Origin of the sequence: Anderseniella sp. Alg231-50 (assembly GCF_900149695.1) — a bacterium.
In the GTDB taxonomy this organism is placed as follows: Bacteria; Pseudomonadota; Alphaproteobacteria; order Rhizobiales; family Aestuariivirgaceae; genus Anderseniella.
Genome location: NZ_LT703003.1, coordinates 2,496,853 through 2,515,838 on the forward strand (window position 1 = coordinate 2,496,853; position 18,986 = coordinate 2,515,838).

Sequence of the window (18,986 nt, forward strand, 5' to 3'; positions counted from 1 at the left end):
TCACTCCGCAGCCACCCTTGACGGGTTGTTCGGGTGTTCCGTCCAGTTGCCGTAGTCACCACTGACCTTTTCCCCAGTTCGCTTGTCGACCGCTCCGGTCGCCAGCGGTTCCATGGTGATGCAGTTTTCAACCGGACACACGTTCACGCACAGATTGCAGCCGACGCACTCTTCATCGATCACCTCGAAACGCCGCACCCCGTTCACTTCCTGGGTGATCGCCTGGTGCGATGTGTCCTCGCAGGCGATGTGGCATCTGCCGCACGAGATACACATGTCCTGGTCGATCTTCGCCTTGGTGACATAGTTGAGGTTGAGATACTGCCAGTCGGTGACATTGGGCACTGCGCGTCCGATGACGTCATCGAGGCTTGCATGGCCCTGGGCATCCATCCAGTTCTGCAGGCCTTCGATCATCTCCGATACGATCTTGAAGCCATAGGTCATGGCGGCGGTACAGACCTGGACATTACCCGCGCCAAGCGCCAGGAATTCTGCCGCATCACGCCATGTAGTGATGCCGCCAATGCCGGAGATGGGAAGGCCGCGGGTTTCTGCGTCGCGGGCGATTTCCGCCACCATGTTCAAGGCAATCGGCTTGACCGCCGGACCGCAATAGCCGCCGTGCGAGCCCTTGCCGTCAATCGAGGGTTCAGGCGAGAAATTGTCGAGATTGACCGACGTGATCGACGACACCGTATTGATCAGCGAGACCGCATCCGCACCACCGGCCTGTGCCGCGCGCGCCGGAAACCGGATGTCGGTGATGTTGGGTGTCAGTTTCACGATCACCGGCATGCGGGTGTTTGCCTTGCACCAGCGCGTGACCATTTCGATATATTCCGGCACCTGGCCGACCGCTGATCCCATACCGCGTTCGCTCATGCCGTGCGGGCAGCCGAAATTAAGCTCAATACCGTCTGCACCGGTTTCTTCAACCAGCGGCAGTATGGCCTTCCAGGCCGCCTCCTCGCACGGCACCATGATCGACACCACCATGGCGCGGTCCGGCCAGTCCTTCTTGACCTGCTTGATTTCTCGGAGATTGACGTACAGGTCCCGGTCGGTGATCAGTTCGATGTTGTTGAGACCAAGCAGGCGGCGGTCAGCCCCCCAGATCGCGCCATAGCGCGGTCCGTTGACGTTGACCAGCGGCGGTCCGTCCTCGCCAAGCGTTTTCCACACCACGCCGCCCCACCCGGCCTTGAAGGCGCGTTCCACATTGTAAGCCTTGTCGGTCGGCGGCGCTGACGCCAGCCAGAACGGGTTTGGTGACTTGATACCGGCGAAAGTGTTTGTGATGTCAGCCATGGTACTCTCTCCTTTGACGCGCCTTTTAGAAAGTCACGCTACTGCTTGAGTGTCTCGTTGATCGCCTCTGCCGCGTCCCTGCCCTGGGCAACCGCCGTCACCGTCAGGTCGTCGCCGGTGTTGGTGCAATCACCGCCAGCCCAGATTTTTTCAGCAGACGTGAGGCCATCCGCATCGGTCGCAATGCGCCCGCCATCAAGCTTGACCGGCGAGCCCAGGCCCGACACCTCCAGCGTCTGGCCGATGGCCACAAGCACCTGATCCGCCTCGATGGTCATCGTCTCGCCGGTACCGGCCAGCTTGCCGCCGTCCTGCGATGTGTATTCCAGGGTTACAGACCGCAGCTTGCCATCCGCGATGTTGACTTCCTGTGGCTGCAGCCAGTGCCGGATGACGACACCGCGCGAGGTGGCTAGATCCTGTTCAAACACCGATGCGTTCATCCGGTCCTTGCCCCGGCGATAACAGATCGTTACATCCTCGGCCCCGAGCAGCTTGGCCTGTACCGCTGCATCAATCGCCGTCATGCCACCGCCGATAACCACTATCCGCCTGCCAACACCGATGTCTGCCTTGTCCTTCGACTGGCGCAGCCCGGCGATGAAATCCACCGCATCAACGACACCTTCAGCATCGGCGCCTTCCATCCGCAGCGCATTCACGTCCGCCAGGCCTACACCTAAGAACACCGCATCATAGTCTGCCTGAAGTTGTCCCAGTGAAATGCCGTCGCCGAGTTTCTGGCCATACCGGATATCGATGCCGCCTATAGACAGCACAAAATCAACCTCGCGCCGGGCAAAGTCGTCGACCGTCTTGTAGGCGGCAATGCCGAACTCGTTCAGGCCGCCGGGCTTTTCCCTGGCTTCAAGGATTTCAACATCGTGCCCGTACATCGCCAGGCGATGCGCGCATGCAAGGCCTGCAGGCCCTGCCCCGACCACGGCCACCTTCCTGCCTGATGGTTCGGCGCGTTTGTAGATTTCACTGTCAGCGTCCATTGCATGATCGGTTGCGTAGCGCTGCAGCAGGCCGATCTTGACCGGCTTGCCTTCCGCCACTTCGCGCACGCAGACCTGCTCGCACAGTGTTTCGGTCGGGCACACCCGGGCGCACATGCCGCCGAGTATGTTCTGATCGAAAATCGTCTCTGCCGACCCGAGCGGGTTGCCGGTCGAAATCTGGCGGATGAACATCGGAATGTCGATTGACGTCGGACATGCAGTCACGCACGGCGCGTCATGACAGAAGTAGCACCGGTCCGCAGCAACCACCGCCTCGTGCGCGTTAAGCGGTGGATGCAGGTCCTGGAAATTATCCTCGATGTCGGATGTTTCCAGCCGTCCTGCAACAACGCCGCTCATATGCTGTTTGCTGTTCAATGGACTGTCTCCCTGGCCTCTTGCTGCTGATTGTCGGTGCTGCCTGATGTGTCAGGCGGATGGTGTCAGGGTATGCAAGTTCAAAAAATTTATCAATTGGTAAATTTTCTTTCCGTTATCCACACCCGCCACTTGCCCAAACTGCAATGAGTGCGTATCCATTTTATCCAGTGCGTTCCCGTTCCTGCCCAGTATGAAAAGGTTTCTCTCATGACGTCACCGGTAACCGTGATCGACCACCCCCTTGTCCTGCACAAGCTGTCCCTGATGCGGGACAAGACGACACCGTCCGCCGTGTTCCGCAAACTGCTGAACGAGATTTCACTGCTGCTGGCCTATGAAGTTCTGCGCGACCTGCCATTGACCACGCGCACCATCGAAACGCCCATTGAATCCATGGACGCACCGTTCCTGGCCGGCAAGAAGCTGTGCCTGGTGTCCATCCTGCGCGCCGGCAACGGCCTGCTGTCCGGCATGATGGACCTGGTCCCGTCGGCCCGCGTCGGCCATATCGGGCTGTATCGTGATGCCAAGACACTGAAGGCCGTCGAGTACTACCTGAAGCTGCCGGACGAGATTGAAAGCCGTCCCGTCATCCTGGTCGATCCGATGCTGGCAACCGGCAACTCGGTTTCCGCAGCCATAGACCGGCTCAAGGAGGCCGGTGCAAAGGACATTCGTTTCATGTGCCTGCTGTCAGCACCGGAGGGTGTCGAGGCCTTAACCGCCAAGCATCCCGATGTACCGATCTTTACAGCCGCCATCGACAGCCATCTCAATGATCACGGCTATATCGTGCCGGGCCTGGGCGACGCAGGCGACCGCATGTTCGGCACCAAGTAAGGCAAGTTCCCCGCGGCCGGCCGCATCAATCAGTCGCTATCTGACAGCTCATGCCAGCTCAGCATGTCTCCCGCCGCCACGGTATCGATATCGGCCGCCACTACGGCAATGCCGTCTGCGTGGCACAGCGGCGCCAGCGAAGCTGAGCCACCCCGGCCGAGGCGCTCGATGACCGGTACGCCAAACCTGTCTGTCCCTGCCCGTCTGACCGGAAAGTATTCGGTCCGTCCCGGCCATCTGTTCCAGTCAAACCCGGCAATCGCCGGGGTCGTTGTGAGATGGACGTGATCCTGTCGGCCCGACAACCTTGCCACCATTCCATCGATGAACAACTTGAACCCGACATAGGCGGCCAGCGAGTTGCCCGGCAGCCCGGCGACAACGGTATCGCCAAGTTTGCCGAACATGACCGGTTTTCCGGGCTTCATGGCGACTTGCCAGAATGCCACCTCGCCGCCGGCCTTCTCCAGCGCAGGCCTGATGAAATCATGTCCTCCCACCGACACCGCTCCCGATGAGACGATCAGATCGAATTTCCCGGCCATCCGTGCGAAACAGCTTGTGGTCGCGTCGAGCGTGTCACCGATGATGCCAAGGTCCGTGACATCGGCACCTGCCTGGCGCGCAAGCCGGATCAGCATCGGCCGGTTGGCATCAAACAGCTGGCCAACCGACATTGACTGCCCCGCTTCGATGACCTCGTCTCCGGTCGAAAAGACACCAACTCTGGGGCGTCGGTAGGCGTTGACCGCGCAGTACCCGTTGGCTGCAAGCAGTCCGATATGCCGCGGCCCGAGACGGGTCCCTGCCCTGACCAGCAAGGCGCCTCGCGAGATGTCTTCTCCCTGCTGCCTGACATTCTGGCCCGCCACCGGCTTGCGCATGAACACTGCATGGCTTGCATCCATGCCGACGTCTTCCTGCATGACCACGGCATCAAAGCCCTCAGGTACCGGCGCGCCGGTGAATATGCGAACCGCTACCGGTGTTTCGGCAACAGAGGGGACCGGCCGCGGTCCTGCCGCCAGCGGCCCCGTGACCGGAAGTTTCCACGGCCCGTTTCCGGTAAAACATGACGTCCTGACCGCAAACCCGTCCATCGCCGAGTTATTGAAGAACGGCATTGGTGCAGGCGCATGCAGGTCCTTGCTCAAGGTGCGATTGCCGGCGCCGCCCAGCTCAATCAGCTCAAACTCTGCCGGTTTCGTGACGAGCGCATGTGCCCGGCAAACGGCATCATGCACCGACATCCGCGGTTTCACCTGGACAGGATCATCGCACCCACATGCGGCAAGACCGGCTGTATCAGCCATTGATTACATCTCCTGGTTTGCAGTTGTTGTCGGCTACCACGGTCGGCACCGAAACCGGCAGCCCTTCGGTCGAGCAATCCAGGTTTCGCAGCAACCCGTCTTTCAGCCCGTAAACCCAGCCGTGGATCCGCAACGGCTTGCCACGCCGCCAGGCCGACTGGATGATCGGGGTTCGTGCCAGGCTGGCGACCTGGGACTGAATGCTCAGTTCGCACAGCCGGTCCTGCCTCGATTGCCCGTCTTCAATAGCAGCAAGTTCCTGCGCGCTGACATCGGCAACGTCGCGAATGGGCTGCAGCCAGTGGTCAATAATGCCGTGCCGGTGCCCGTCCATGGCAGCCCGCACCCCGCCGCACCCATAGTGGCCGCACACGATGATGTGCTTGATCTCAAGTGTCTCGACAGCGAACTCCAGCACCGACAACAGGTTCAGGTCTGCCCTGTGCACCAGGTTGGCAACATTGCGATGCACGAAAACTTCACCCGGTTCCAGCCCGGTAATGACGTTGGCCGGCACCCGGCTGTCTGAACATCCGATCCACAGATAGTCGGGCCGTTGCAGGCTGGACAGCCTGTCGAAGTATTCCGGGTCTTCGTCGTGCTTCGCCGTCGCCCAGCGGACATTGTGGTCCAGCAGGTCAGACAGCATCACCCAGCTCCTTAAGATCGACACCCCTGCGTGCTGCCATCCGCTGCGCCAGGTTGCGCACATCATCCGCCGTCAGCCGTATGCGGGCCAGCGGAAGGATGATCGCGTTCTCGAGGGTAAGGTGATTGCGTTCATTTTCTGCAAACCGGTGCAGCAGTTTGGCGAGCGAAGATGCCACCCCGGTGACTGCCTTGCCGGCCAGCACCTTGGCCAGTCCTTCGGTAATCAGTTTGGCATCGAGCCGGTCTGCCGCATGCTCCTGGGTCAACTGGCCGATTACGTCATCGATCCGGTCTTCGGGCTCTGCCCGCCTGCGCAGCATGGGAAACAGGTCATGTTCCTCGTCCAGCATATGCGGGGCGAAGTCGACTCTCAGAAACCGCAGGACCGCCTCTATCATCTGCCGGTCAGGCTGTTCCTGATCGGCAATTTCGTCCAGCGCGTTGCACAGGACACGCTGCCGAAAATGCTCCGCGAAAATGTAATCCAGCGGTTCGGAAAGTTGCGATGACGGCGGCGCATTGCCAAGCGTCTCCAGGGCAAGAACCTCTGTCTCCTCCTGTTTCTTCATTTTTGTTTCCTCCTGTGACCTGTTTCGCCAGGTGTGTCAGTTGTGCAGACAAAGACACGTGAAAACAGTCTGTTAGGCATCAACCCTGATTCAACACAACAAGCTGAAACGCTCTATTGCACCAGAAAACCATGGGATGCCTCCATATCGACGCCCTGTATGTCCGCCTTGCCGGCAAGAATGGAAATGTACTGTGCAACCGCCTTCGACCAGGCCGCCGCATCGAGCCACGCGGCTATGCGGGCCTGCACGTTTTCAAAGGGCAGTTGTTCGCCATCGATCTTGCGGTCCACCACCACCAGGTGAAAACCGAATCGGCTCTCAACCAGCTTTGGCGTGGTGTCCCCGGCGCTCATGGTTTCAAGTGCGCGTTCGAACTCCGACACCGTCGAACCCGTTGTGAGCTGCCCCAGATTGCCGCCCTGCCGGCCTGACGGGCAGTCCGAAAACTCTTCAGCAACACCGGCAAACTCTTCCGGATGCAGGCTGAGATGAGCAGCCAGGTTTTCAGCCTTGCCGCGCACCGCCTCACGGGCCTGGGTATCGTCACCTTCAACGGCAAACAGAATGTGGCGCGCTTCATAGATCGTGTCGGAACAAAACCGGTGTCTGTTCACGGCATAGATCCGCCGGCACTCTTCTTCACCGGCCTGCGGCACATCGATCTCCTGCTCGATCAGCAGCCTTATGACAACGTCGTCACCGGTCTCCTCGCGTCGGCCTTCACCGGCCGGGGCGGGTGCCGCAACCTTCAGCCTGCCGGCCTCCTGCAGTAACAGTTCCCGCACCGCCAGCGCATGGGCTGCCTGGGCCAGGGCGGCACCGGGTGTATCTGCGGGATGGTTCTGGGCTTCAGCCATGATGTCGGCTTCCGGGATGAGCACTCCATTCACCGTGACATCCTTGATCACCTTTGCCGGCCTGGGCGGGATCTTGGTGTCCGGTTCAACATATCCGTCATATCCCGTTTGAGCGGCTTCCTTCTTGCCGGGTTCGCGGATATGCAGGGTCGGGTTCTGATAGATTGAGGTCATGTGCTGTTACTCCGCCGGCAACCGCGATGAACCGCGACGGTTGCGTTCACGCACAACCTGGTAACCGGGGCGCCAGAAATAGCGAACCGGAACCGACAGCATGTGCACCAGCCTTGAGAACGGGAAGATCAGGAAGATCGTCAGGCCCAGCAGGATATGCGCCTGATACGGCCATGCCTGCGCGGCAACGAGACTGGCTGTGCCGTCAATCTGCAGCGTGAGAATGCGCTGGGCCCATTCCGACAGCGCCAGCATGACACCGGCATCCTCGTGCTGAAGCGAGTACGGCACGGTGATCAGGCCAAGCATCAGTTGCACCCACAAGATGACCAGGATTGCATTGTCGGCAAAGGTCGACGTGACCCGGATACGCGGATCGAAAAACCGCCGGTGCATCAGCATGCACAGGCCAATGAAGCAGATGACACCTGCAATCGACCCGGCAATGATGGCGAGCAATTGCTTGGCTTCCGCAGACAGGAAATGCTCATAGACCGAATGCGGGGTCAAAAGCCCGACGGAATGCCCCAGCAGCAGGAACAAGATGCCGACATGGAACAGCACCGACCCCCACATCAGCTGCTTGCGCCGCAGTAATTGTGAGGAGCCGGAGCGCCAGGAATAGGGCTCACGGTCATAACGCAATATGGAACCGATGATCATGATCGCCAGCGCCACGTACGGATAAACGGTAAACAGCAGTGTGTTGATGTAACCGGGCATGTCAGCCTCCTATCCGGTTGTTTTGGCCGGGCAGGTCGTCGCCCGGTTTGCGTTGATGGGCGCGCATCTGGCGCTGTATCCGGTCGGTTCCACAGGTTCCCTCGCCGGCATTGCCACCGAAGGTCACCGCCTCTTCTTCCCAGATCCGGTCCAGTGCCTCCAGGTCGTTCGGATCGTCTTCCGGCACGGCCAGCAGCTCGCGCACCAGCTTCGCATCAGGTTTTCCCCGGGCGATTGCCTCAAGCGCAACGAAGGCGTTGACATAGATGCTGTCACGCTTGCGCAACCGCTGTTTCAGGACGGTGATGATGTGCGCTGTCTGCCCCAGCAGTTCGCGGGCTTCCGCCGCCGGCTTGTTGGACAGATACTCCAGGAACATCGGCAGGAAATCAGGGAGTTCCTTGGCGTCGATCTCGAAACCGTCCGTCTCGTACATGGCCATCAGGTCGACCATGGCCTGGCCGCGGTCGCGGCTTTCGCCGTGCACATGTTCAAACAGATGCAGGGACAGCGTACGGGTGCGGTCAAACAGGAACACATAGCGCTCCTGGGCATCGTACAGGTCGAGCTTGCCGATATCGTCGACCAGGCGGGTGACAAGTTTCAGTTCCCGGTCACCAAGGGCAGCATCCTGTTCCAGTGCCGTCTTCAGCTCCGGCAGTCCGTTCAGCAAATCTGCCGTCGGATATGTCAGCAGCAGCGAGAGAACCTTCAGGGTCGTATTCATTACACGCGCTCCTTGAAAATATCGGTTGGGGTCTGAACCGTCCTGGTCCGCTTGCCGCCGAACAGGTCGGTCTCGGTGTCGCCGTCAGAACAGCCATTGCCGAACGAGAACCCGCATGACCCCCTCACGTCATAGGCGTCCTCGCTGATCTCGCGATGACTGGTCGGGATGACGAAACGGTCCTCGTAATTGGCGATTGCCATGACGTGGTACATGTCCTCGATCATCTGGCCGGTCATGCCGACCTTCTCGGCCACCACTTCGTCTATGACACCGTCCACGGTCTTGGCCCGCATATAGGCGCGCATGGCCAGCATCCGTTCCAGCGCCGATACGACAGGGGCTTCCTTGCCGGCGGTAAGCAGGTTGGCCAGGTATTTCACCGGGATGCGCAGGGAGCGGACATCCGGCATGGCGCCGTCCATGCCGATCTTGCCGGCTTCAGCAGCAGACTGCAGCGGCGACAATGGCGGGATGTACCAGACCATCGGCAGCGTGCGGTATTCCGGATGCAGCGGGAACGCGACCTTCCAGTCCATCGCCATCTTGTAGACCGGCGATTTCTTGGCGGCCTCCAGCCACGCTTCCGGGATACCGTCCTTGCGCGCCTGCTCGATGACCGCCGGATCATTCGGGTCGAGGAACACCTTGAGCTGTTCTTCGTACAGGTTCTTTTCATCCTGCGTCGACGCGGCATCGGAAATCCGGTCGGCGTCGTAAAGCACGACACCGAGGTAGCGGATCCGTCCCACACAGGTTTCCGAGCACACCGTCGGGTGGCCGGCCTCGATACGCGGATAGCAGAATATGCATTTTTCCGATTTGCCCGATGACCAGTTGTAGTAGATCTTCTTGTAGGGACAGCCCGATACGCACATGCGCCAGCCGCGGCATTTCTCCTGGTCGATCAGGACAATGCCGTCATCCTCGCGCTTGTAGATGGCGCCGGACGGGCATGCCGCCACACAGGTCGGGTTGAGACAATGCTCGCACAATCTCGGCAGGTACATCATGAAGGTATTCTCGAACTCGCCGTAGATTTCCTTCTCGATGCCGTCGAAGTTGTAGTCGGCCGACCGCTTGGAAAACTCGCCGCCCAGGATTTCCTCCCAGTTGGGGCCCCATTCGATCTTCTGCATGCGCTCGCCGCTGATCAGCGAACGCGGCCTTGCCGTGGGCGAGGCTTCAGTTTCACCGGCTGTCTGCAGGTGGCCATAGTCGAAATCGAACGGCTCGTAGTAGTCGTCGATCTCCGGCAGGTCGGGATTGGCGAAGATTTTCGCCAGAATGCGCCATTTCGGGCCCATCTTCGGTTGAATCCGGCCATTGGCCTTGCGGGTCCAGCCGCCGTTCCATTTCTTCTGGTTTTCCCACTGCTTGGGATAGCCGACGCCTGGCTTGGTCTCGACATTGTTGAACCAGGCGTATTCGACGCCTTCGCGATTGGTCCAGACATTCTTGCAGGTCACCGAACAGGTATGACAGCCGATGCATTTGTCGAGATTCAGCACCATGCCGATTTGAGCGCGGATTTTCATTCTGCTGCCTCCACTTTGGGGGTTACCGGTTCGACATACGGACCTTCCATCCAGTCGACCTTGTCCATCTTGTGAACCACCACGAACTCGTCGCGGTTGGACCCGACCGTGCCGTAGTAGTTGAAACCATAGGATTGTTGCGCGTAGCCGCCGATCATGTGGGTCGGCTTGGTGATGGCCCGGGTGACCGAGTTGTGAATGCCGCCACGCTGGCCTGTCACCTGCGAGCCCGGTGTGTTCACGATTTTCTCCTGCGCATGGTACATGTAGATCGTACCTTCCTTCATGCGCTGGGAAACCACGACGCGGGCCGAAATCGCGCCATTGCTGTTGAACACCTCGACCCAGTCATTGTCGACAAGTTCAGCCTTGGCGGCATCTGTCTCCGATATCCACACCACCGGACCGCCACGGTTCAGCGTCAGCATCATCAGGTTGTCGGAATAGGTCGAATGGATGCCCCATTTCTGGTGCGGCGTAATGAAGTTCAGCACCACCTGCGGCTTGCCGTTCGACTTGGCTTCGATAACCGGATTGATCGATTTTGTGTCGATCGGCGGACGGTAGACACAGAACCCTTCTCCGAACGCCCGCATCCACAGGTGATCCTGGTAGAGCTGCTGGCGGCCGGTCAGCGTGCGCCACGGGATCAGTTCATGGACGTTCGTGTATCCGGCATTGTAGCAGACCTTCTCGCTTTCAATGCCCGACCAGGTTGGCGACGAGATAATTTTCCTGGGCTGCGCCACCACATCCCGGAAGCGGATTTTCTCATCCTCCTTGGGTATTGCAAGGTGGGCATGCTCGAGCCCGGTTGCCTTCGACAGTGCGTCCCAGGCCTTGACCGCAACCTCACCGTTGGTCTCCGGCGCCAGAGACAGGATCACTTCGGTGGCATCAATATCCGTATCGATGCGCGGCCGGCCCTTGGTTGCACCCTCTTCCGTCACAACACCATTGAGGCGGCCGAGCAGCTCAACCTCGTGCTCGGTGTTCCAGGAGATGCCCTTGCCGCCATTGCCCAGCTTGTCCATGAGCGGACCGAGCGCGGTGAAGCGCTTGTAGAGGTTCGGATAGTCACGCTCGACCACCGCAACCATGGGCATGGTCTTGCCGGGAATCGGCTCCACCTCGCCTGCCTTCCAGTCCTTCACATCCTTTGGCTGGGCCAGTTCGCCTGGCGTGTCATGCAGGATGGGCACAAGCACCACATCCTTCTCCACACCCAGGACTTCGGCAGAGACTTCGGAGAATTTTTCCGCAAGCCCCTTGAAAATGTCCCAGTCACTGCGCGCATCCCAGGCCGGATCAGCCGCACTGGTCAGCGGGTGAATGAAGGGATGCATGTCGGACGTGTTGAGATCGTTTTTCTCGTACCAGGTAGCGGTCGGCAGCACGATGTCGGAATAGACGCAAGTCGTCGACATCCGGAAATCAAGCGTTACCAGCAGGTCGAGCTTTCCTTCCGGAGCCTCCTCATGCCATTCGGCTTCAGTGGTGCGCACCCGGCCTTCCTCGCCGAGGTCCTTGCCCATCACACCATGTGATGTGCCGAGCAGGTGCTTGAGGAAATACTCATGTCCCTTGCCGGACGAACCCAAAAGGTTTGACCGCCAGACAAACAGGTTGCGCGGCCAGTTGGCCTCGTCGTCAGGGTCTTCGCAAGACATCTGCAGCTTGCCGGCCTTCAACTGCGCGGCAACATAGTCCTTCGGGTCCTTCTTGGCCTTCGCCGCAGCCGCAGCGATTTCCAGCGGGTTTGCCTTGAGCTGCGGAGCCGACGGCAGCCAGCCCATGCGTTCAGCCCGGATATTGTAGTCAATGAGGGTCCCGTCCCACGGTCCGTCCGGCGCCGTCGGCGACAGGATTTCATCCACCTCCAGCGTTTCATAGCGCCACTGGTCCGTGTGGGCATAGAAGAACGAAGTCGAGTTCATCTGCCGTGGCGGACGGTTCCAGTCGAGACCGAATGCCAGCGGCAGCCAGCCGGTCTGCGGGCGCAGTTTCTCCTGGCCCACATAATGGCTCCAGCCGCCACCTGACTGGCCGACACAGCCGCACATCACCAGCATGTTGATGATGCCGCGGTAGTTCATGTCCATATGGTACCAGTGGTTCAGGCCGGCCCCGAGAATGACCATCGAGCGGCCCTTGGTTTTCTCGGCATTGGAGGCGAACTCGCGGGCAACCGCGATGATCTGGTCACGCGGCACCCCGGTGATCTTCTCGGCCCAGGCCGGCGTGTAGGGCAGGTCATCGTCAAAGGTCTTGGCCGAGTTGCCGTCGCGCAGTCCGCGGTCGAGCCCGTAATTGGCCACGAACAGGTCAAACACGGTTGCAACCAGGGTATCACCGTCGGTCAGCTTGACAGTCCTGGCCGGTACCGAACGCACCAGCACGCTGTCATGATCCGTTCCTTCGAAATGATCGTGTTCGCGATTACCGAAGTACGGGAAGGCGACCGGTGCGGCCTCGTCATGATGCTCATCAAGGATGAGGCTCATGGCAAGCTCGACATCTTTCCCCTTCCCGTCCCTGGCCTCCAGATTCCACTTGCCTTGCTCGCCCCAGCGGAATCCTACGGAGCCGTTTGGCGCCACCAGTTTCCTGGTCTTGCCGTCAATTGCGACTGTCTTCCAGTCAGGATTGTTCTTCTCGCCAAGCGCGCCCCTGATATCGGATGCCCGCACCAGCCGGTCCGGCACATAATTGCCGTCCTTCTTGACCAGCTTCACCAGCATCGGCATGTCGGTGTAGCGGCGGCAGTAGTCTTCGAAATATTCTGCCTGGCGGTCGAGATGAAACTCGCGCAGGATCACATGGCCGATGGCCATGGCGAGCGCTGCGTCGGTACCCTGTTTGGGATGCAGCCACATGTCGGAAAACTTCGCCGCCTCGGAATAGTCCGGCGATACCACGACCGACTTGGCGCCCTTGTAGCGGGCCTCGGTGTAGAAATGCGCATCAGGCGTGCGGGTCTGCGGCACGTTCGAGCCCCACAGCATCAGGAAGCCGGAATTGTACCAGTCGGCGCTTTCCGGCACATCGGTCTGCTCGCCCCAGGTCATCGGCGAGGCCGGCGGCAAGTCGCAGTACCAGTCGTAGAACGACATGCACACACCGCCCATCAGAGACAGGTAGCGCGAGCCTGCAGCATAGGAGACCATGGACATTGCCGGGATTGGGGAGAAACCGATAACCCGGTCAGGCCCCCACTTTTTCACCGTGTAGGCGTTGGCAGCCGCGATGATCTCGTTGACTTCTTCCCACTTGGCGCGAACGAAACCGCCGTGGCCGCGCACCTTGATATAGTCCTGGCGCTTTTGCGGGTCTTCCTGGATGGCGGTCCATGCCGCAACCGGCGTACGGACCGCACGTTCCCTGCGCCACTGCTTCAGCAGCCTGGCACGCACCAATGGGTATTTGACCCGGTTTGCGGAGTACATGTACCAGCTGTAGCTGGCCCCGCGCGAACATCCGCGCGGTTCATGGTTGGGCAGGTCGGGCCGGGTGCGCGGATAGTCGGTCTGCTGGGTTTCCCAGGTGACGATGCCGCCTTTCACATAGATCTTCCATGAGCACGAGCCGGTGCAGTTGGCGCCATGGGTTGAACGCACAATCTTGTCGTGCTGCCAGCGTTTCCGGTAGCTGTCTTCCCACGAGCGGTCTTCATTGGTGGTGACACCATGACCGTCAGAGAAGGTTCCCGTGTTCTTGCGGGCCAGGAAGTTGAGACGGTTGAGCAGGTTACTCATTTTGGTTTTCTCCAGTCTGTTCGGTGGGGCGGCGTTCTGACACGCCGCCGGCTACTCGGTTCAGATCACGGGTTTTGCACGTAGGCGTTCTTGCGCAGGTAGAACCACCAGTTGATTGCGATGCACAGCGTGTAGAAGACGGCGAAGCCGTATAAGGCCAGCTCCGGTGTCGCGAGCTTGATCTGCTCGCCCAGCACCTTCGGGATAATGAAGGCGCCGTACGCCGCTACTGCAGAAGTCCAGCCGAGAACCGGGCCCGCCTGTTCCTTGTCAAACACCACCGCAATGGTGCGGAAGGTCGAGCCGTTGCCGATACCGGTGGCGGTGAACAGCACCAGGAACAACAACAGGAACGGAACGAAGTACTGTTCAGGTGTTGCCGACGCATAAGCCTGCTTCATGAAGTAGGCGACGCCCAGCGCACTGGCCACCATGACCACCGATATGATCTGGGTGACTTTCGCGCCACCGATCTTGTCGGAGATCATGCCACCGAGCGGCCTGATCAGCGCCCCGATAAACGGGCCCATCCAGGCATACATCAGGGCGCTTGGACCATTCGGGTTTGCTGTGTCATGGGTCAGGACACCGTCGACCACGACATGCTGGAAGCCGAAGATGACCTTGATCGCCAGGGCAAAGGCTGCCGAATAGCCGATGAACGATCCGAACGTCATCGTATAGATGATGGTCATCGCCCAGGTATGCTTGTTGCCGAATATCTTGTACTGGCGCGTCAGGTTGCGGCCAATCTGGCCGGGGATCAGTTTCAGCAGAATAACGGTTGCCGCAATAACCAGCGGAAGCACGATCCACTTCGACACGTTCAAGCCTGACCCGCCAACGCTTTCCGGCAGCATGAACCACAGCCCGCAAGCGGCTGTAACCATGCCGATCAGCAGCATGAAAGTGATGGTCGCAAAGGCGCCGAGCGGATTGGAGATGTTTGGCGAAACGTGCTCATCGCGGATGTTGTTCATGCCGAACCATCCGGCGACCGCCAGCGGGATCAGGAAAACCAGCCAGATGAAACCTGCATTTTGTATGTAGGTTTCGGTGCCGGCAGGAATTTTGCCGATCAGCGTGCCGCTGGTGTTCTGCAGGATCATGGCTTCACCGCCGAATATGCCGATCGTCATGACAAGCGGCACCAGGATCTGCATGGTCGTGACCCCGAAATTGCCCAGTCCGGCATTCATGCCCAGCGAATAGCCTTGTGTCCGCTTGGGAAAGAAGAAGCTGATGTTTGACATGGATGAGGCGAAGTTGCCGCCACCAATACCCGACAGGAAGGCGAGTATCTGGAAGTGCCACAACGGTGTGCTGGGATCACTCAGTGCCAGTCCGGCTCCAACGGCTGGGATCATCAGCAGCGCAGTGGTGAAGAATATCGTGTTGCGCCCGCCTGCAATGCGGATGAAGAACGTGCTGGGTATCCGCAAGGTTGCGCCGGTGAGGCCGGCAATGGCTGCGAGCGTGAACAGTTCGGATTTTTCAAATGGAAATCCGAGGTTCAGCATCTGAACCGTGATAATCCCCCAGTACAGCCACACGGCAAAACCGCACAGCAGGCTGGGAATGGAAATCCACAGGTTCCTGTTGGCAATTTTCTTGCCTTCCTTTTCCCAGAAGGCCTCGTCTTCCGGATTCCAGTTGCGAAGATCTTGTCCCACGTCTCTCTCCTGTTTCGGTGCGGGCGGTGAAGCACCCGCTCAATCTGTTCACCGGGAAAATCCGGCATGTGCTCTGGAAGCAGGCCGCCCGTGGCGGCCTGCGACAGTGTTGTTATTCGGCAGGTTTCAGATCGCCTGCGGTCGCTTTGCCCTGTTGGGATGCCTTGGGCTTGCCAAGAGGTTTCTCAGGCACATCCGAGAGATACTTCTCGGCTTCCAGGCCAGGATGACGGGCCCGTTCCATGCGACGGATGGCGATATGCATCCAGATGGTGGAGACGGCGACCAGCACGAACATCAGCATGTAAGGGGCCGTCCATACGCCGGTATAGTCGAGCAGGATGCCGAACGAGATGGGCAGGACGAAACCGCCCAGACCGCCGATCATGCCGACCAGGCCGCCAACCGAACCCACATGGTGCGGGTAGTAGACGGGAATGTGCTTGTAGACGGCTGCCTTGCCGAGGCTCATGACAAAGCCAAGTACCACCGTCAGCGCGACGAAAATCGAAACACTCAGGCCAATGTCGAAGGTGATCGGGCCTTCAATGCCCTGCACCACATAGCTGGTATCGGGATAGCTCATCACGAACAGGCAGCCGAGCGAGACGAAGAAAGTCAGGTACATCACGAAGCGCGCACCCCATTTGTCCGACATCCAGCCGCCAAGGGCACGGAACACCGAACCCGGCAGTGAATAAAGTCCGGCCAGCACGCCTGCTGTTGTCAGCGGCAAACCGTAAGCACCCACGTAATAGCGCGGCAGGAAAGAAGCCAGCGCGACAAAGGCGCCGAACACGAAGAAGTAATAGGTCGCAAACCGCCAGACCTGAATGTCTTTCAGCGGTGCCAGTTGTTCCGCGGCCGATACTGCCTTGCTGCCGGTCTTCTTGCGGCTGGCCTGGGCCGGGTCATCCTTGGCCAGGACATAAAACAGTACTGCGGTAATCGCCAGCACTATGGCGTAAACCCGTGCCGTACCTTCCCAGCCGATTGCAACCACCAGGAACGGCGCCGCAAAGTTGGTAACGGCTGCACCAACATTGCCTGCTCCGAATATGCCGAGAGCAGTGCCCTGGCGTTCCTTTTCAAACCATTGCGAGACATAAGCCACACCGACAATGAAAGACCCGCCGGCAAGGCCGAGCCCGAGGGCGGCCACCAGGAAGACTTCATAGGTCTGTACCGACGTCAGCAACCACACGGCCACGGCCGTAACCAGCATCTGCAGCGGAAACATCAATCGCCCGCCGAACTGCTCGGTCCAGACACCAAGGAAAATGCGGCTGACCGATCCTGTCAGGACAGGTGTCGCGACCAGCAGGCCAAACTGCGTATCCGACAGGCCGAGATCCTGTTTGATCTTGACACCGATAATCGAGAATATCGTCCACACTGCAAAGCATACCGTGAACGCAAATGTGCTCAGTCCCAGTGCCCGGTACTGGTCCGGGCGAGTGACGCCATCAAGCGTGTGCATTGATCCAACCCCTCATGGTTTGCACGGGATTTTCGCCGTGCAGACTGGTTAAAGACGGGATCAGGGTTGGCAATTGCGCGCTTGCCGGGTTGATCTATGTCAAGGATTTCAGCGGCCGATAGCCAAACAACTGTCTGTGGTGCACAAAACAAGATGGCCGCAAATATCGGTCAAGAAAGCGAATTGCGATGACGCGTCAGGCTTGCTACTTTGATCAATTGTAGTCTTGATATTTATCAAGGAGAGGGAATGTGCGAGCGACTGATTTGCCGGAAGTCAGGGCATTGGGCCTGTTCAGCAGCATGGAGGAAAAACACTTCGATGCGCTGATGGAGGTCGCCTATCTGCAAACCTTCCCGCCGCAGCTTGACCTGATTGCCGAAGGCGATGTTGCCGACTTTCTCTATATCGTCGTGGAAGGATCAGTCGAGCTGTACGCCCGCTCCAACGGACGGGAATCAACCATGGGCCTGGTACGTCCGGTCGGCACCTTCATTCTGGCCGCCGTACTAAAGGATGCGGTTTATCTCATGTCGGCCCGCACCGCGCAGCGCTCGAAGATCCTGCTCATACCCTCGCAGAACATTCGCCAGGCTTTCCAGCAGGATGCCGAGTTTGCCCGCGCCATCGTCCAGGAACTGGCAAGCTGCTATCGCGGCGTGGTCAAGGAGCACAAGAACCTGAAGCTGAGAACGGCGGTCGAGCGTCTGGCCAACCGGCTGTTGCGCTATCACAACGACCAGGGTGGCAACGGGTCGCTTGAATTGCCGCACGACAAGCGCACGCTGGCATCTGCCCTGGGCATGACACCGGAAAATCTGTCGCGCGCCTTCAATACGCTGAAGCCTTACGGCGTGGAGGTAGAGGGATCGACCATCAGGCTGGCTGACGTGAAAGCGATGGAAACGCTGGCAAAGCCGAACCCGCTGATTGATGACCGCAAGACCTGAGCGTTTACTTCGCCTCTTCCAACCGCTCAAACGCGGAAACGACCATGCGCGCTATTGCAATATCCTGCGCCGCGATTCCGGTCAGGTCTGCAATGGTGATCTGGTCGGCCGCTGTCCGGCCCGGCTTGCGCTGGTCCAGCACCTCTCCAAGTTCGGCCAGCCGGTCGGGTCCAACCAATCCGGCGCGCGCGGCCGTGGCGACTTCGCCATGATCCAGGCATTGTGATCCGAGATCGACAATGAGCAGGTCTGCCTCTGCGACCAGTTGCGTGTCCAGTTCCTGCTTGCCGGGCGCATCCGCGCCTATAGCGGTGATATGTGTGCCGGGCTGAACCCAGCCATGCTGAATGACCGGTGCGGTCGAAGCAGTGGTGGTGATGACAACATCTGCATTCCGGCAGGCATCCTCCAGGTCTTCCGTGACTTCAGCCCACAGCCCCGAAGCCGCAAGTTCCTTGACCACTGCAGCCGCTTTTTCCGTTGCGCGTCCCCACACCAGAAACTCCAGCCGACGATCCGGCATCAGCCTGGCATGTGCTTCGGCCTGCTTGTACGCCTGAACACCGCTTCCGACGATGGTGACCCGTTCGGCATCCGGCCTGCATAACAGGCGGGTCGCGATTGCCCCGCCAATTGCTGTCCGGAAATCCGTCATGCACATTTCATCATGCAACACGGCTTTCACGGCACCGGTATGAGCACTCAGCACCAGCGAAATGCCATTTCCACTGGGCAGGCCGCGGGCCGCATTACCATAGAACCCGGTCGCGACCTTGATCACGAACACCTCATCTCCTTCGACATGCCCGTATTTGATATGGCAGTCTCCGTCATGGTCGGGAAACACGATATGTCCAACCGGCGGCAGGTTCACCTTGCCAAGACTGGAAGCCCGGTACGCGTCCTCGATCAACCCTGCTGCGTGATCATACTCCAGCAAGGCTTCAATCTGACGGCGTGTAAGACTGATCATTGTCGCCTCCCCTCCCCTGCTATCGGTCATGCCCGACATTGCCATGTTGCCGATCGTTTCCGGC

Annotated in this window: 15 protein-coding genes; 2 read left to right on the forward strand and 13 right to left on the reverse strand. The window is 59.5% G+C overall.

Going from position 1 to position 18,986, the window contains the following annotated elements; translation table 11 throughout:
- Both preA and DHN55_RS11855 read right to left on the reverse strand, forming a co-directional pair.
- Complete coding sequence (gene preA / locus DHN55_RS11850) at positions 1-1,311, reverse strand: NAD-dependent dihydropyrimidine dehydrogenase subunit PreA (protein WP_108881466.1); 1,311 nt, start codon at positions 1,309-1,311, stop codon at positions 1-3.
- Between the two features lie 38 nt (positions 1,312-1,349).
- Positions 1,350-2,675, reverse strand: a complete 1,326-nt coding sequence (locus DHN55_RS11855; protein WP_108881467.1) for an FAD-dependent oxidoreductase — start codon at positions 2,673-2,675, stop codon at positions 1,350-1,352.
- Between the two features lie 228 nt (positions 2,676-2,903).
- Here DHN55_RS11855 and upp point away from each other — a divergent pair, with 228 nt between their 5' ends.
- Positions 2,904-3,536 carry a uracil phosphoribosyltransferase gene (upp, locus tag DHN55_RS11860; RefSeq protein WP_108881468.1) on the forward strand — a complete coding sequence of 211 codons (633 nt, stop codon included), beginning with the start codon at positions 2,904-2,906 and terminating at the stop codon, positions 3,534-3,536.
- Positions 3,537-3,565: 29 nt separating this feature from the next.
- Here the strand turns inward: upp and DHN55_RS11865 are convergent, their stop codons facing one another.
- The 10 genes from DHN55_RS11865 to DHN55_RS11910 form a co-directional block, all read right to left on the reverse strand.
- Positions 3,566-4,849, reverse strand: coding sequence for a molybdopterin-binding protein (locus tag DHN55_RS11865; protein ID WP_108881469.1), 1,284 nt, complete (start codon positions 4,847-4,849; stop codon positions 3,566-3,568).
- Positions 4,842-5,498: a carbonic anhydrase gene (locus tag DHN55_RS11870; protein WP_108881470.1), complete on the reverse strand. Its 657-nt coding sequence runs from the start codon at positions 5,496-5,498 to the stop codon at positions 4,842-4,844. Before DHN55_RS11870 ends, DHN55_RS11865 begins: the two co-directional genes overlap by 8 nt.
- Entirely contained in the window at positions 5,488-6,069 is a 582-nt protein-coding gene (locus DHN55_RS11875; protein WP_108881471.1) for a hemerythrin domain-containing protein, read from the reverse strand. Before DHN55_RS11875 ends, DHN55_RS11870 begins: the two co-directional genes overlap by 11 nt.
- 113 nt (positions 6,070-6,182) lie before the next feature.
- A complete protein-coding gene (locus tag DHN55_RS11880) occupies positions 6,183-7,001 on the reverse strand; it encodes a peptidylprolyl isomerase (RefSeq protein ID WP_443111128.1) in 819 nt (272 codons plus the stop codon).
- Positions 7,002-7,109: 108 nt separating this feature from the next.
- Entirely contained in the window at positions 7,110-7,826 is a 717-nt protein-coding gene (narI, locus tag DHN55_RS11885) for a respiratory nitrate reductase subunit gamma (protein WP_108881473.1), read from the reverse strand.
- A gap of 1 nt (position 7,827) precedes the next feature.
- Entirely contained in the window at positions 7,828-8,553 is a 726-nt protein-coding gene (gene narJ / locus DHN55_RS11890; RefSeq protein WP_108881474.1) for a nitrate reductase molybdenum cofactor assembly chaperone, read from the reverse strand.
- Positions 8,553-10,091 carry a nitrate reductase subunit beta gene (narH, locus tag DHN55_RS11895; protein ID WP_108881475.1) on the reverse strand — a complete coding sequence of 513 codons (1,539 nt, stop codon included), beginning with the start codon at positions 10,089-10,091 and terminating at the stop codon, positions 8,553-8,555. Before narH ends, narJ begins: the two co-directional genes overlap by 1 nt.
- Positions 10,088-13,846 carry a nitrate reductase subunit alpha gene (locus DHN55_RS11900; RefSeq protein WP_108881476.1) on the reverse strand — a complete coding sequence of 1,253 codons (3,759 nt, stop codon included), beginning with the start codon at positions 13,844-13,846 and terminating at the stop codon, positions 10,088-10,090. The genes narH and DHN55_RS11900 overlap by 4 nt, the downstream gene beginning before the upstream one ends.
- Positions 13,847-13,911: 65 nt before the next feature.
- Positions 13,912-15,519: an antiporter gene (locus DHN55_RS11905; protein ID WP_108881477.1), complete on the reverse strand. Its 1,608-nt coding sequence runs from the start codon at positions 15,517-15,519 to the stop codon at positions 13,912-13,914.
- Between the two features lie 112 nt (positions 15,520-15,631).
- Positions 15,632-16,999 (reverse strand): MFS transporter, encoded by a 1,368-nt coding sequence (locus tag DHN55_RS11910; protein WP_108881478.1) that lies wholly within the window; start codon positions 16,997-16,999, stop codon positions 15,632-15,634.
- Between the two features lie 251 nt (positions 17,000-17,250).
- On the opposite strand from DHN55_RS11910, the gene DHN55_RS11915 reads away from it, so the two are divergent.
- Entirely contained in the window at positions 17,251-17,949 is a 699-nt protein-coding gene (locus tag DHN55_RS11915; protein WP_108881479.1) for a cyclic nucleotide-binding domain-containing protein, read from the forward strand.
- Between the two features lie 4 nt (positions 17,950-17,953).
- Here the strand turns inward: DHN55_RS11915 and DHN55_RS11920 are convergent, their stop codons facing one another.
- Positions 17,954-18,922 (reverse strand): ornithine cyclodeaminase family protein, encoded by a 969-nt coding sequence (locus tag DHN55_RS11920; RefSeq protein ID WP_337660202.1) that lies wholly within the window; start codon positions 18,920-18,922, stop codon positions 17,954-17,956.
- Between the last annotated feature and the right edge of the window lie 64 nt (positions 18,923-18,986).